The sequence below is a fragment of the Brevibacillus daliensis genome (genome assembly GCF_021245735.1).
GTDB lineage: Bacteria > Bacillota > Bacilli > Brevibacillales > Brevibacillaceae > Brevibacillus_B > Brevibacillus_B daliensis.
The window spans coordinates 51,342-68,798 of the sequence record NZ_JAJISB010000029.1 but is presented as its reverse complement, the minus strand read 5'-3'; the positions used below and the strand labels follow the sequence as shown (position 1 = coordinate 68,798).

Below are 17,457 nucleotides of genomic sequence, written 5' to 3'. Positions count from 1 at the left end.
AACGCTTAAGTTAGTACGTTTACCAGTAGTTGTGACCTATTTGGCGGCAGCTACTGCTAAAGATTTTCGTGGCAAGGTTGTGGATCTAGCAGAGTATAGCCATTGTCATCGTACGACAATCGGCCATTTTCTGGCCGAAGGCAAGTGGGACGAAGCGGTGCTGCAAAATAAAATTAAGGCAGAGTCCGTCCGTCATGTGCTGGGCGAGTCCAAGCGTATGTCGGAGCCTCTATTTGTGATTCATGATGATGATACGATTTGCGAGAAAAGTAAGTTTTCGTCACAGGCGACATCTCCAATCGAGCAGACGGGTTTTCATCATTCACATCTGAAGGGAAAAGTCGTTTGGGGCCACCAGGTTCAGGCAACGATTCTTCAATGTCGTGATATGTCCTTGATTTATTCGATCGATTTGTACGACAAAACAAACACTTCTGCGGACGGTAAAGTTTAATATCGATCGCGCGTGCGACATGGCTGCCACAATTCCCCTCCCGCCTCATGGTGGGTACGTGCTCGTGGATCCGTGGTTCACTTGCGCACGCGTCATCGACAGCTACGCTACCTCGGGCTATCACCTGATTGAAGCCTTGAGAACCAATCGGATTCTCTACCCGCAAGGCATCCGTATTTCAATACAGGACTTTGCTACACATATTAATATAGTTATGGAGCTCTTTTGTAATCCTTGTTATTTTATGCTCCTCACAAAATAACCTAATCATTAGTTCATCCTCTTGTACTGCAATAACTATCTCGGTAGATAAATTCTTTGTCTTACTACCGTACATCTGCTTAATTCCGCTAAGCTCTTCCTTCATTTCTAATTGTGAATCATACAGACCCAGATAGTTAAAAATCGGAATATTTATCGTTTCTGAGCTGTAGATATCTTTTAATGCACCCCTCACCTTTTTATACTTGTTCTTCGGTTCTTCATGTGACAACAATGCTGCAAAGTTAATATTTTTCTCGTATGCAAAGCTAATTAATTCATTTATTTCTTCAAAAGCTAGATGTTGATCATGTGGTAAGCTTAGAGGCAGAATATCAATAAATGCCCCAATTGTATGGTAATAATTATGAGATTTATATTTTCTTCCTGTATGCATAAGTGCAAACGGTATCGTATCAAGTTCGAAATTAAGCTCTAAAATTTTCAAAAATATTTTTAAGGATATATCCCATGACATTTCTTGTACGGATTCGCGAATTTCTTCTGCCAACGGAATGGTAATTGTTGTATTTATTAATGATGCTTCCTTATATTTTTTGAAGTACTGGCTAAAGCTATCATGAAAATTATTTAGATTAAATCTCTCGATAAGTTCCTTTTCCGATATCCCTTGAGGTCCTTTCAACAGTTCTTTAACATAATGCTCATATTGCAATATGTTATGTCCCATTAATTCACCATTGTTTGAATATGCTTGTCGTATACTTGCTTGGATTATTTCGAAGCTCATCGCATCAAAGATTAGATGGTTAAAGGGCATATATACCTTATAGTGACTGTCAGATAATTTGATCATTATCATTTTATACAACAATTTATTAAAAACATCTGTGCGTTCTAAATGTTCTCCATAAAGCTCATGGATGTAGGCCTGGATATTTTCTTTCTGTTCTTCACTCGCATTCTCCAAGTCTAAATAGGGTATATCAATGCCCTTAACCACGTTGTACTCTTGGATCATGGTTTGATGATCTGATTTTATTAAAATACTTCTTAATAAACCTTGTTCGTTAATGACACATTCAATGCTTTTTTTCAGCAGCTGCACATTGACCTTATGGTTAAAATCCATTATCGCCCCACTATACGTTTGGTTGGTATCCAGTAGGATTTTCTGCATCGCTGATAGTGGATAAACCCTCATAATCTCGCTGTGGCTTACAATCGTACTGCTAAATTCGTTGAGTTGGTCGGTTAGTGCTTGCTTCCATTTCGTTAAGCTCGGTGAAATACGATCCTTGCCCTCATGCCTTTCTTCCTTGAAATCCATTTCTTTATTCGCCCAGTTTTTATAGATATCACGTATATTTTCATAATAGAAAATATCTTTAATTGAAATGTGGATATTTACCTTTTTTAACTCTTTGTATATTTTTGCAATTCGTATTGAATCTCCCCCAACTTCAAATAAATTGTCCCTTACGCCCAGGTGCTGCAATCCTAATACATCCTTGCAAATGTCTATCATCAGAATTTCTATTTCATTTTCGGCTTCCTCATAATGAGTGCCCGTCTTTATTATGCCTTCAATTTCAGGTAATAGCTTTCGATCAACTTTACCGTTTAAATTAAATGGTAACGATTCCATTCTAATGAAATACGCGGGTATCATGTAGGTAGGCAATTTCTTGCCTAAAGATTCCCGTAATATATGGATGGCTATTTCCTTTTCAGACACATAATAGGCACAGAGATACTTCGCTCCATCCATTTCCTTATCAATAATTGCAACCTGAGACACTTCTGGCAGCTGTAACAGGTTCTGTTCAATTTCACCTATTTCGATTCGATATCCCCTTATTTTAACCTGATGGTCGATTCTTCCTACATATTCGATATTTCCATCGGGCAGCCATCTCGCCACATCTCCTGTTTTGTATAGGATCTCTCCTTGCTGATAAGGATTATTTATAAATTTTTCTTTCGTTAATTCTTCATTATTCAGGTATCCTCTTGCTAACCCCACACCTGCGATGCACAGTTCACCGTTTACACCCGTTGGTACCAGTTTATTATGGGTATCCAGTATCAATACCCTATGATTTCTTATGGGAGTTCCAATAGATATTTTCGCTTTATGATCCTGGGATAGCTTGCAAGTTGTTGTACATACGGTATCTTCCGTCGGGCCATATGCGTTTATAACCTCTACTTTTCCAAGTAGATGTGAGATTTGTTCGTATTTTAGTTCACTTCCTGCCGTAATCACCCGTTTCAATCCGTTCCCTGCCTCTAAATTAGCCGCTACAAATGGAGGTAGAGTTATGGTTGTGATCCCGTGAGTTCTCATATATTCGTTCAACAAATCAGTGCTGAGCAACACATCTTTATCAGGTATACAGAGTGTATTACCAAGCAATACCGTCATAAATAGCTCCCATGAGAACGCATCAAACGCAATGCTTGAGAATTGCAATATATTTTCATCGTTTCCTATCCCAAGATCGCTCTCAAACCAATGCTTCAAGTTAATAACACCTTTATGCTCTACCATAACTCCTTTAGGCTTCCCGGTCGTTCCCGAGGTATAGATCACATAGGCCAAATCATTGGAACGGTTGATATTATCGATTTGTTCAACAGAGAGCGCATACAGCCCCTCATTTTCTAAATCAATAACCTCTTTGATTTCAAGTGTTCTCATTTGCGCAATTTTATGGGTAGAAAGCATAACCTCAGCTTTACTATCTTTTAAAATATAATTGATTCGGTCTTCAGGATAGTTCGTATCAATAGGTAGATAGGCAGCGCCTGCCTTTAAGATGGCAAGTACGCCGACAACCATGTCAATGGACCGATCGATCATGATCGGTACGATGGACTCTACACTTATGCCTTTATCCCTGAGAAGTTTGGCTAATGCATTCGCTCTCTTATTTATTTCACCGTAGCTTATTGTATCTTCGCCAAATATAACCGCTGTTTTTTCTGGGTTTCTCGTGACTTGATATTCAAAGAGACTTTGAATCGTATCCTCATTTTGATAATCCATAAAGGTGTCGTTAAAGGTAACCAATTCTTCGCTTTTCTCATCAGTTCCCACAATCTCAATATCATCGATCTGTATATTCGGATTGGTAATGACCTGGTTTAAAATATTGAAGAAGTGGCCTTTGATTTTATTGACTTCCTCTTCATCGTATATCCCATCATTGTAATCAAATTTGAGAACCAGTTCTTCCCCTGGAATGACTTTGATATTAAAGTTGTAGTTCGTTTCCTCAAAAATCCGAGCAGAACAAATTTGGAGATTTACCTGATCCTGAATATCCTTATTAATCATATCTTGATCAATCGGATAATTTTCAAAAACCATCAGCCCATTTATGAGACCAGTACCAACCTCAGTAAGCTTTTGAACTTCAGCTATCGAACAATATTGATAAGGCTCGCTCTCATTGAAATCCGATTTTATTTTCTGTAGCACTTCCCTATATCTTTTCTCATGAGTTGTATTCACTCGCAATGGAATGGTATTTATAAACAAGCCTACCATTTCATCAATTCCATTTATTTTAGTTGTTCTACCCGATACAATAAATCCGAATACGACATCATCCACATTATTGTATCTTTGAAGCTGGATCGCCCATACACTTTGGAAGATCGTATTGATTGTAACGTTATTATTTTTTGCCAGAACCTCGATTTGTTTGGTAACGCCTTTATCTAGGCTTAGAATGACCTCTTGTGGTTTTCCTTGGGTTGCTGAAGCTTTTTTAAACGGAATTTCGATTGTGGTGTCGTACCCCTTCAAGTACGTCGACCAATAGTTCAGAGCTGCCGTCTTATCCTGCGAACCTATCCACTTGATGTACTCTTCGTAAGGTCTTACTTTCTTCGCCTCTACAAGAGAATTTCGCAAGAGACGACTATAGATGTGGAACAACTCACTACTAATGATTCCAAATGACCATCCGTCCAAAATAATATGGTGATTGCTTAAAATCAAACTGTATTCCTGTTCGTTCATCCTCACTACAAAAAGTCTTATTAGGATATCTTTAAATAAATCAAAGCCTCTTTTCCTATCCTCTATGACCAGCTGTTCGATATACGCTTCCTTATCGACCTGTAAGTCTCTGATATCGAGGTACGTGAGCTCAGCCTCTCTGGATTTGTAAACGATCTGCATGTTTTCTTTAAAACTATTGCTGTCAAAATTCGTTCGAAAGACGTCATGGCGGGCAACGAGCTCCATAAAGCTCTTGTTAAATAACTCCTCGTTCAGTGCTCCGATCACCCTAAGCTCCATATTTACATGGTAGTATTTACCTTTATCCGCCATCGAATGGAAAAGCAGCCCTTCCTGCATCGGGGTTAGCGGGTATATTCGTTTCAGATTGTCGATTTGCTTGAAGTTTGGAGCTAATTCTTCCCATGATATGTTCTCATCTGTAAGATCCGAAGCGGTTATTTCTACATGTTCCTGGGATATGCAATGATCAATGATCAGTTTAAGGCTCTCAATATAGCGCTGTAACAATCCTTCAACGGTTTCATCGGTAAATTCTTCCCTGATGTAGCTCAAGGTCAGACTAAATTGTTTATGGAGTACCATTGCTGAAATATTCAGAGGATACAATCTACCGCTATCTTTACTCACCGAATCTCCCGGTGAAATATCAGATAACGTAAAGTTTTCACCTGAAATATTCTCATCGAACTGTCCCAAATAATTAAAGCTTATGTCTGGTTTACGTATAGCCTTCAATTCAAAAGGTGATAAATATCTCAGGATTCCATAGCCTATACCTTTACGAGGGATTCGTCTTAGTGTATCCTTTGTATTTTTAATTAAGTCCGATACACGATCTTTGGTGTGCAGAACCACAGGATACTGACTGGTGAACCACCCAACTGTCCTTGTAATGTCTACATCATCTACGATTTGTTCTCTTCCGTGCGATTCCAGATTAATTAGTATTCGTTCGGTTTGGTTAAAGTTAGCTATCGTGAAGGTCAAGGCCGATAGAAGGATATCATTGATTTCCGTTGAATACGCCTTATTTACTTTGGTTAATAGCTTTTCGGTATACGCCTTATCCAGTACGATTGTCTTTTTGATGATCTTAGCGCCATGTATACATGGGGGTTCATTGTCCTTGTTAAGCTCTTTAATTTCCCATTGGCCAAGACTATTCCAGTATTTACGTTCATTTTTTAATGTAAATCCGCTAGCATATTGTTTTTGCTTGGAAGCCCATTCTTGAAAGGAGGTTGTTTTTAAAGGTAATCTCTGTTCTTGTCCATTATAGATCGCGTCAAAATCTTCCATAATAATTCTCCATGACACAGCATCTACAACCATATGATGGATGGATACAAACAAATAGTCGCCTTTGTCTGTTTTAAATAGCCCTACTTTTACTAACGGGCCTTTCGCTAATTTCATACTTGCTTGGAGTTCGGTGCATAAGTCTGTTATATATTCATTTGCAATATGTTTTCCCCTAAGGTCAAAAATATGCAAATCATATAACTTATTGGTTACTTCTCTATTTATAAAATTTTGGTCAACATAGATTGCTCTTAGAACATCATGATGCTGTACAATTCGATCAAAAGCTCGTTGGATCCAGTCTTCTCTAAAGCCATTTTTACTGAACAACATAAGATCTTGATTGAAATGATCCTTCATCATATATTCTTGATCTAAAAACCATTTTTGGATAGGCGTCAGCTCGATTTCACCTGTTACTTCACTCTGATCTATAGCTTTTTTCATATGCTTGATATGAATGATCAAGTCTTTAATTCTGGGGTTATTCATCAAATCCTTAATCTCAAACGTATACCCTTTATTGTTCATTTGAGCGATAGCTTGAATGGCTTTTATGGAATCTCCGCCTAAGGCAAAAAACTCGTCATTGATTCCCACGTTTTTTACACCTAGTATTTTTCCCCAGACCTGTGCAATTGATTTCTCCATATCATTTCGTGGCGCCACATATTCTACTCCAGTATGTACCTCACCGTCCGGTTCCGGTAACGCCTTACGGTCTACTTTGCCGTTGGGGGTTAACGGCAACCGCTCCATCTGTATGAAGTACGACGGTATCATGTAGCTAGGCAACGATGCAGATACATGCTCACGCAACGCTGATGCCGACAGTTCCACTTCACTGACGACATACGCGCACAAATATGCCTGTCCGTCCACTTCTGTTCGGGCCACTACAACTGCATCTTGGATCTGCTCGTGCAACATCAATTGCTGGGCAATTTCGTTTGGTTCTATGCGGAAGCCTCGAATTTTAACCTGTTCATCGATCCGGCCCAAATATTCGATATTCCCATCAGGTAACCAGCGAGCTAAGTCTCCTGTCTTATACATCCGTGCACCCGCTTCAAACGGGTTTGGCACAAACTTCTCTTCTGTTAATTCCGCATTGTTTAGATACCCGCGAGCCAGACCATCTCCGGCAACGCATAGCTCACCAGCCACTCCAATAGGCTGTAGGTGGTTGTGACGATCGACGATATACACGTTTGAATTGCTAATCGCTTTTCCAATCGGAATCGATCTGTTGAACTCTTCCTCAATGACATAATAGGTCGAGAAGGTTGTATTCTCCGTTGGGCCATACCCATTAATCAGCTTCAACGCCTGATGAGCCTTTCTTACTTGATTAATATGCTCACATGATAGCGCATCACCGCCCACGATTAAGGTCTTCAGTCCCGTGAATATCATTACATTCTGTTGAACCAGTTGGTTAAATAACGGAGCGGTTAGCCACATCGTTGTAATTTGGTTTCGCTTGATCTCTTGCCCTAACCTTTCCGCATGTAAGAGGGTATGCTCCTCAACCAAAACCAATCCGATTCCGTTCAGCAAGGCCCCCCAGAGTTCGAATGTAGATGCGTCAAATACCATGGCTCCCGTTTGTAAAATCCGATCACCTTCCGAGAATTCTACGTAATTCGTATTTTTTACAAGTCGTACAACACTTTTATGCTCAACCATAACCCCTTTTGGTTTTCCCGTGGAGCCAGATGTATACATGACATATGCCAAATCAGAGGAGCTGTTCATCCACAGCGGATTTTCAGAGCTTTCAGACGATAACTCTTCAGTGATTTTATCCATAAGCACTACGTTTATTTGGCTATCGATGTTATGTTGTAACGCTTCCATATAGGTTGATTGGCTAAGAAGCAATCCTGTGTTGGAATCTGCAAGCAAGGTCTTTATTCTTTCTGCCGGATATTTCGGATCAATAGGCAAATAGGCTCCGCCAGCCTTTAGGATTCCCAAAATACCGATAACCATCTCCACAGATCGTTCCCCCATGATAGCTGCTAAGACATTTTTCCCTACACCCTTTTGTCTTAAATGATGGGCTAGACGATTGGCTCTCTCATTGAGTTCTTGATAAGTTACATGTTCATCCTGGTAGATCAATGCTGTATGATGGGGTACTTTCTCTACTTGTTCCTCAAACAGCTGGACGATGCTTTTATCCTTAGGATAATGGCTCTGCGTATGATTAAACTCATAGAGAATTTGATGCTTGTCTCCATCATCGAGTATATCTACATCTTCAATGCTAATATGTCTGTTTTCTATAATCTGATCAACAATAGCATCAAACCCACCTATGATACTCGAAATACCCTCTTCAGAATAAGCGTTTTCATTGTATATGAAATTGATTGACGTTTTGTCGTCTTGATTGACAACTAGCGTTAAGTTATAGTTCGTTCCTTCAATAAGCTGATGAGGTAAAACAAACACGGAATTGAGTATTTTTAAATCGTTGTTTTTCAAAATTTCTTCATTTAATTGCTTCTCATCGATAGGATAATTTTCAAATACAAGGAGGCTGCTGATCAAATCATTTTTAACCTCACTCAGATTTTGGATCTCCGCTAGGCTTACATAGTCATGTTTGGTGTTTTGCAGCGTGATGCTGCTTATGCGCTTCAACAAGTCTTGATAAAGCAAGTTTTCTGTAAATTTCACACGAAGTGGGATCGTGTTAATAAACAGTCCTGGAATCACTTCCACGCCTTCAATTTCAGCATTTCTTCCTGACACGACATATCCGTAAACAATGTCATCCGTATCATTGTATTTGTTAATAAGAATCGTCCAGATGCTTTGGATCACTGTATTTACCGTAACTTTACTTTCCTGAGCGATACGAGTTATGCATGACGTTTTTTCCTCGTCTAAAACGAATACCATCTCTTTATTGATGACTTCATTCGTTTTATTTTCTTTTTCAAAAGGTATTTTCGTGACTTCTTTACATTCATGCAAGTAATCTTTCCAATACGCTTTTGCTTCATCTATATCTTTGTTTTTCAACCAGTCTATATAAGTGAGATAAGGTACTACTTCGTTCAGACTCGCTTTAATGTCATGCTTTAATTCATTATAAATTTTAAATAATTCAATTAAAATTAAGCTGTTACACCATCCATCCATAAGAATATGATGAAGATGGAATATCATACTATAGGTATTCTCTTTCATCCGAACGAGGACAATTCGTAGTAACATATCTTTGCTTAAGTCAAAGCGTCTTGTACGATATTGACTGATTAAATGATCTAAATACGCGTCGTTATTATCGCTTTGATCCGTGATGTCGATATATTCAACCGCTGCTTTTCGGTTTTTATAAACGACCTGCATATTTTGTTTAAATGAAGAATAATCAAAAATGGTTCTTAAAATATCATGTCGTTCGATAACGGTGTTAAAAGCCTTATCTAACATTTCCAAATCAATTTGTCCTTCGATCTGAAAACACGATAGTTTAATATACGTATCCAGTTCATCCGTCAAGGCATGATAGAGCATACCCTCTTGCATAGGGGCAAGAGGGTAGATGTTTTTAATATTGGCAAGCTCATCTTTGTATACAGTCAATTCTTCCATTGTTATATGTTCGAGCGTAATATCCGTTACGGTTAGTTCCGTTTCTTTTTTGGTTGTGCAGTGATGAATCAAACGGATCCAATAATCTTGATACGTGGCCAGGAACTTCTCGATGGTTTCAACATAAAAATCATCTTGCTCGTAGGTTATAGAAATCGTTAATTTTTCGTCTATGATAATGGCTTCGATGTCTAGAGAATGTGTACCCGCGGGATGTTTGGTGGCGTGGTCTCTGTAGCCATGACTCGTAATTTTAAATACATTTTCTCCTGTATCCTTATTTGTTTTTCCTAAATAATTGAAACAAATTTCAGGTTCTACATGGTTCCAGTTTTCGCTTGATAAATACTTGATGATTCCATAGAACCTTCCCTGATTTGGAATTCGTCGCAGCATATCTTTCGTATGTTTTATCGTATCACCGAGATCATCATAAGCTTTTAGGACAACCGGAAATGGTGAGCTGAAACACCCTACGGTTCTGCTAATATCCATAGATTTTAATAGTTCTTCTCTACTATGGCTAATCAAGGTGATCAACGAGTTTTCTTCTTTCGTCCAATCACGGATCGTCAAAGCTAAGGCGGATAATAATATATCAAGAATATTCGTACGGTATGCTTTATTTATAGTTTCCAGTGAAGCTTCGGTAACTTGTTCACCAAGCTCTAGAACTTGTTTGTTCAACTCCATGCAAGTTTACCTCTTTCTTTTGGCAATTTTTTGTTGGCTGTTTCATGTAAACTTTTCCAATAATCAACCTGCCTTTTAACAGGATAGGAATCCGCATATCCATTCAATTTTTCTGACCATTCCTTGAAGGATATCGTTTTATCAGCAAAAGCGATGCTCAATCCCTTTTCCGCTTGCATGTAAGCGTTCGAGAAATCTTCAAGCAGGATTCTCCAAGATACCTCATCGATTACAAGGCCATGGATGACGATAAATAACTTGTCCTCCGTGTTCATTTTGAATAAGCCCAGTCTAATCAACGGTCCTTCTTGAATATCTATGCGGCTTTGCATCTCATTGCATTTTTCTATAACTTCTTGTTCCGATACATTCTCATATACATTCAAGTCGTACAGACTTTGATCGATACCTCGATTGATTTGAACCACATTGCCATTGTCATTCTTATACACCATTCTTAAAGCGTCATGGTGAGCGATTAATTTATTAAAAACTTCCTTTATGATGTCAACCTTAAAGCCAGCCGCCTTGTGTAACATTCTCGCCTGGTTCCAATGATGTTGATCCTTGGATTCTTGTTTAAAATACTCCCTCTGGATGGGAGTTAACTTTACTTCCCCAGCTAATGGTTCCTGACTATGCTTGGTATGCTGCTGCTCTACAAATTTTACTAGCTGCTTAATCGTGGGGTTTTTGTATAAGTGATCAACTTCAAAGCTGTAGCCCTTTGCTCTGGCTCGTGATATAAGCTGAATGGCTTTAATCGAATCTCCGCCCAATTGAAAGAAATCATCGTTGATACCGATTGGATTTGAGCCCAAAGTTACTTCCCATACCTTAGCTATTACCTCTTCTATTTCATTACGCGGAGCCTCATAACTTACACCCGCGCCGACACTTCCAGTAAGCACCGGCAACGCATCACGATCCGATTTTCCATCCGGAGTAAGCTTATTCGTTTCATCTCGTCCGATATCCGCAAAATCCTTGAGTTTAAAGATAGAGTTATCGTCATTATCGTTATGGGTAATAAACTCTAAAATATTTCTGTAGTATTGTCCCCATCCCTCTATCGTCTCTTCTTTAAATAGGCTTGTTTTATAGGTCATGCCAATATGAAATAAGCCATTTTCCTCAAGAATTTCAATGACAAAATCAAAATCGGATAATTTACTCTTATATTCATAGGGTGCAATTTCTAAATTATCTATCGTTAATACTCTTTCGTCCGTTTTTTCATAGACAAACCTAACATTAAGGAAGCCTTCCCTACTATTTTTTGCTTTTTTAATGAGACTTGCCAGAAAATTGAACGGATAATACATATGGGAATAAGCTTCTAAACAATTTTGTTTGACTTCATTTAAAAACGCTGTAAATGTCTTATCATCTGAAAGATTGTTTTTAAGTACAATCGTATTGGTGAACATGCCAATACTATCATTAAAAGATCCATCTGCTCGATTCGTCACAGGGGTACCTATACATATTTCTTCATTACCTGTTAACTGTTTAAGTAAAAGATTAAATCCTGCAGCTAACAACATAAATAAAGAGCATTTATTGCGCATAGATACTAATTTCAAATCATGAACCAATTCTGAACCAATCTTCATGTGAACTGTATTTGCCGTAAAATCTGACTCGGCATGTGCCGGAAAGTCGGTTGGCAGCTTCAGTACATTAATATCTCCCGATAACTTGCTTAGCCAATATTGTTCACTTTGCTTCTTCTCGTTCGACATCAGATACTGAGTTTCCCATTCAACAAAATCTCTATACTGCTTATTCACAGGCAAAAGACGTTCATTTGCATACAATTGCATAAACTCTTGTACAAATATGCTCATCGAAATTCCATCTGCTATCGTATGATGAAAGTTAAAAATTAGCGTACCTTCATTGTCTGCCTCATCGATCAAGATGACCTTAAACAAAGGAGCTTCCGCTAGGTCAAAAGGTGTAACTAATTTTTCAATTAAATCATCTAGATCCTCTTGGTATCCTTTTTTGACTATGTCGATCTTAAACTCCACATGCTCAAGTATCTCTTGATTAAACTCCCCATCCTCAACAAATAGGCGTGTTCGTAAACTTTCATGGCGCCTAACGATTTCATTGAGTACGGTCTCAAATTTATGACGATCCAGCGGTCCTTTAACCTTCAATACGGTCACCATATTATAGGGGTCATCTTTACCGATTGAACTTAGTGTGTATAATCGTTGTTGAATTAATGACATAGGAAGTACGGATTGCTGTACTTCATTTTGGGTGGAGCGAATCTCCTGATTTTCACGTTGGTTCAACGGGGATTCACCCAAGTATCCGGCATGGCTCATCTCTTCAATGGTCATTTTTATGGCAGCAAATATATATTCGATATCCTCATCCGTGTGTTCGGTAGAGAAGAAACAATTCCGTCCTTCCCAGACATACACCCCCTTCTCCAGCAAGCCGAAGAAGAATATTTCAAAATCGCCTCGAAACACAAATCTGAATAATGAACCGAAATTCACTACTTTTATCGGGACATGATGAGCTTCGAAATAAGCGTTTACTCGATTCACAAAATCATTGGTTTTTTTATTCAGCTTGTCATAAAGCATATTCTTATTCTCAGTTATATAAGTTAATGAGGCGTGAGCCGCAGCCATGGCCAACGGGTGATGTGAAAAGGTTCCTGCAACAAATGTTCTCTTCTCCTCACAAGGTGGAACCGACGTATCGCCAAAGCTCCACATGCCCCCATCGATACAATCCATAAACTCTGACTTTCCAGATACAACCCCAATGGGCATTCCGCCACCAAGGACTTTTCCATAGGTTACGATATCTGCCTTGATGCCAAAATACTCTTGAGCTCCTCCTGCACCTATTCTAAAGCCAGTAATAATCTCGTCAAATATTAGTGCAATCCCATTCTCTTCTGTGATTTGCCTTAATTTCTTAAGGAACTCCTTAGGCTGAACATCAGGTCTTCTGCTTTGAACGGTCTCTACTAAGACACCAGCTATCTCATTCGCGTTATTCCTTATAAACTCCAATGAAGCCTCTTGATTGTAATTCAACATGACTAAGTCACTGACTACGCTATCCATAATACCTGGGGCTAACGGGATCGTCGTCAGGCTTCCATCATCTCCAATGGAAGACAATCCAAGCAAGCCATCATAGGTACCGTGATAGGAGCCAGCAAAAGTAACAATCTTCTTCTTGCCTGTGCTTGCTCGAGCTATTCGTACGGCCACCATATTGGCTTCTGTACCCGAGTTATAAAAGGCTACCCTCTCGACGCCTGTTAAGTGGCTGATTTGTTCTGCAACGGTGCCCGCCAGCCTCCCCATCGGACCTAGAGGCATTCCTCGACTGAGCTCCTCCGTTAATGCTTTATTGATAAAGCTCGGGTTATGTCCAAGTAAGTTAACGCCAAATCCCATCGTTAAATCAACGATGTTATTTCCATCTATATCGCGAAGCTTCGATCCCTGTCCGGTGTCAGCTACAATCTGATAAATCATTTCCTTCATTACAGGTCTGAATCCCGCTACATTTCTATTATTGGCATATACTTTTCTGTATCTTTGGATATTCTCTTTTGATTTTTTAGAGAAGCTTGTATATTTTTTTTCTATATTTCGAATATAGGTTAGTTGTAATTCATTGAAATTTTCATTATCGATTAAATCCAGTTTTTTATAGGGAACATAGTGGTTTTTTGTGTCCACTGTCAAAGGTGTTGCATTCGAACTGCTCACACTGACCTGGTTATGCTTCACGCTTGGCAGCTTGTTATCTGCTGTTTGCTTATGGCTGGGATTCGTTAGATTCTTTAGAATACCAATTTGTTCTTCCATGATTTTCATCTGGGTAGTAAAGATATTCTGTATAGCGTCCATACCATCGAGTGCGCCCAATGAGGAACTTTGTTCCTTGCCAACGGCTACAAAGCTATTTATTGGCTCGGCATCCGGCATCTTATTTATTGTCTCACCAGACACGGGCTCAGAAATAGTCGCGCTGTCATCTTCGTCTATAGACCAATCAATATGTTTGCTAATATGCTCGGTTATCTTCTCGACGGTATCCAGGTTAATAAAAAACTCATTTAACGTGATCGAAACGTTAAACTTATTGGTAATTTGTTTGTTGAGTTGTATGAGCACTAAAGAATCAAAGCCAAGCGTAAGCAGGTTGAGGTCATCCTCGATTTCTTCGATTTTTAGCCCGGTCAGAATCTTTATCATTTCTTTTAATTCTGATTTGATTTTCTCTTTATGGTTAGATCGCAAGCTATTCCTGCGAGTTTGAGACTCTTGTGGATGCTGAAGTTGTTGTGTAATTTGAGGAATTTCTTTCATCTCCATGCCTGATCCTGTTGCTTTCTTTTGATCACCAGCATTACGATCCATTCTTTTTACCTCTCTCCAAAGTTCCTTCTTTTGAAATGGATAATTTGGAAGCTTTGCTCTTCTTTTGGTATAGGATTTATAGAATGAATTCCAATCCAGATCCATACCTTTCATAAATAGAGCAGATACAGAGTTAAAGAATTGCATGTAGTTTTCTGTTTCTCTTCTCATGGAAGGTAAAAACATGATGTCATCATCAACTAAACATTGGTTGGCCAACCCACTTAGGGTCGCATCTCCTCCGATTTCAATAAAGATATCCACGCCAAGTCGTTTTGCTTCTTGCATGGCACTCTGGAAATCAACCGTTTTTGATAGATGCTCCACCCAATACTTGCTATTGCCCAGTAACTCTTCTTTTTCAAGTTTTCCCGTAATGCTGGATATCATAGCTACATGTAGATTAGAGAATGTAATATTACCGATACTTTTCTCATACTTGCTTTCATAATCCTTCATCAACGAGGAATGGTAGGGATGAGGGATATTGAGCTTATTATAAAAGACCCTCTGTTTGGCTAGTAGGGTTTCAATAACGATATCTACTTCATCGCTTCGGCCCGATATCGTAACATTGTCAGGAGCGTTTATCGCAGCAATCGAAACATTTTTGCATCCGCTTTCCTCCAATGCAGCTTTCACGTATTCCACATTCGTAAGGATGACGACCATCTTACCTTCCACATCAATGGATTCCATCATTCTTCCACGCTGTGCAATCATCAGGATAACATCATCCAAGCTTATTAGTCCTGCATAGCAGGCGGCAGTATACTCACCTATACTGTGACCGATGATTACGGTAGGTTTAACGCCTAGCGTAGCCCAAAGCTTGGTTAAGGCGTACTCAATAGAGAAAATGGCCGCCTGTGAATAGAGTGGTCTACTGAGCAGCGTTGTGTCTTCCCCATAAATCCCATCAAGTATCGATAGGCCAAGTATCGCTTTAAACTTTTCATTACACAGATTCATCGTTTCTCTAAACGTACTTGATGTTTTGTAGAAATCTCTAGCAATACCTTCATAGATGGAGCCTTGGCCTGTAAATAAAAAGGCTATTTTTTTGTCTGTAACCGTACTCTTTTGGATGAGAAAGTCATGATTGGTGTTGTTTAGGACCTCTTCCATTTTATCTAACAAGTCCTCTTTGCTGTTCCCGACTGCCGAAAATCTGGTGTTCAAAAATGATCGGCTAATAGTAGACGTATACGCGAGATCTGCGATGGAGATTTTATCCTTTAACAGTTGTTCCTTGATAGTGCTTACATATTCTTTTAAAGCTTTTTCATTCTTAGCTGACAAGGTCAACAGATGACTTGGTAATTCATCGAATTGCTCATCCTTGTTCTGAGGAGGTTCCTCAAGGATGACATGCGCCAAGGTTCCGCTAAACCCAAAAGAGCTAATACCTGCTCTTCTGACTCCGTCAGGCTTATGCCAGTCCATGAGCTCGTCCGCGATTTTAACCTTCTCCCACGAAATGTTCTTATTGGGATTTTTATAATAAATGTTCGGCAAGATTTTCTTGTTTTCGATAGACGAAATTACTTTAATCAATCCGGCCATTCCAGAAGCAGCTTCTAAATGCCCGATATTGGGTTTGACTGAACCGATTAGGATAGGGTCTTTTTTATTTTTAAAAACCTCAGATATCGATTGTACTTCGATCAGGTCACCTAACGGCGTTCCCGTACCATGTGTCTCAATATAATCGATATCATCGACCGTTAATTTCGCATTATGTAGTGCCTGTCTGATTACGCTTTGTTGAGACAATCCGTTAGGAGCCGTAAAGCCGTTTGACTTGCCGTCTTGTCCGATCGCAACACTTTTCACCAGGGCTGCGACTTCATTCCCAGCCCGTCTAGCGTCTTTTAACCTTTTGAGTATGATGACGCCACAGCCCTCCCCTCTTCCGAAGCCATCTGCCTCATTATCGAATGCCCTGCATCTTCCATCCTTGGACAAACCGTTGAACTTTGAAAGTCCAATAAAAGGCTCTGGTGTGAGCAATAAATTAGAGCCCCCAACAATAGCCATGTCGCACTGGTTATTCTTCAAGCTATCTACAGCCATATTTAATGCTGAAATGGATGAAGAGCATGCCGTATCACAGGTTATCGCCGGTCCTTTAAAATCATAAAAATACGACAGTCTTCCAGCTGCCGACCCAAGCGAGACTCCTACCGTGGAGTACGGCGTTATATCGCAAGCATCGCCTGAAAACAATTCGGCGTTGGCATATTCATAAGCGCTCATTCCAATAAATACACCTGCCTTGCTTCCTTTCAGCTCCTCTATATTCAGGGCTGAATTCTCCATAGCTTCCCAGCTAACCTCCAATAAGAGCCTGTGCTGGGGGTCTATCGATGCAGCTTCTATGGCAGATAAGCCAAAATGGATATTATCAAAATCTTTTATATCATCACGCAAGAATGATGCGTTTTTTGTAATCATTTTACCTTCATCGTCAGGGTTATCACTGTAATAATGGCGATAATCAAATCGCTCCGGTTTAATTTCAGTGACGGTATCTATCCCGTTAGCCAATACATGCCAAAATCCTTCAGGATTCCAAGCGTCACCTGGAAAACGACACGAATAACCGATTACAGCAATTTCTTCATTGCTTTTTTGATCATGAATAATCGTGGACAGCTCTTCTATTTTGGTTGCAGCTTTTTTTAGGGCCAGTTTATACTTTTCAATCTCTTTTTCCATAC

At 39.4% G+C, this 17,457-nt stretch carries 2 protein-coding genes and 1 pseudogene; 1 reads left to right on the top strand and 2 read right to left on the bottom strand.

Annotation, left to right across the window (positions count from 1 at the left end; translation table 11 throughout):
* Window positions 1–28: 28 nt before the first annotated feature.
* A pseudogene (locus LM917_RS18395) lies at window positions 29–659 on the top strand (transposase family protein); the annotation flags it as partial.
* On the opposite strand, the gene LM917_RS18390 reads toward LM917_RS18395, so the two are convergent.
* The gene (locus LM917_RS18390) at window positions 633–10,322 is read right to left on the bottom strand and encodes a non-ribosomal peptide synthetase (protein ID WP_255668415.1); all 9,690 of its coding nucleotides are present in this window, start codon (window positions 10,320–10,322) and stop codon (window positions 633–635) included. The pseudogene LM917_RS18395 and the gene LM917_RS18390 overlap by 27 nt on opposite strands.
* On the bottom strand, window positions 10,313–17,455 hold the full coding sequence (locus tag LM917_RS18385) for a type I polyketide synthase (RefSeq protein ID WP_255668414.1): 7,143 nt from the start codon (window positions 17,453–17,455) through the stop codon (window positions 10,313–10,315). The genes LM917_RS18390 and LM917_RS18385 overlap by 10 nt, the downstream gene beginning before the upstream one ends.
* Window positions 17,456–17,457 lie beyond the last annotated feature (2 nt).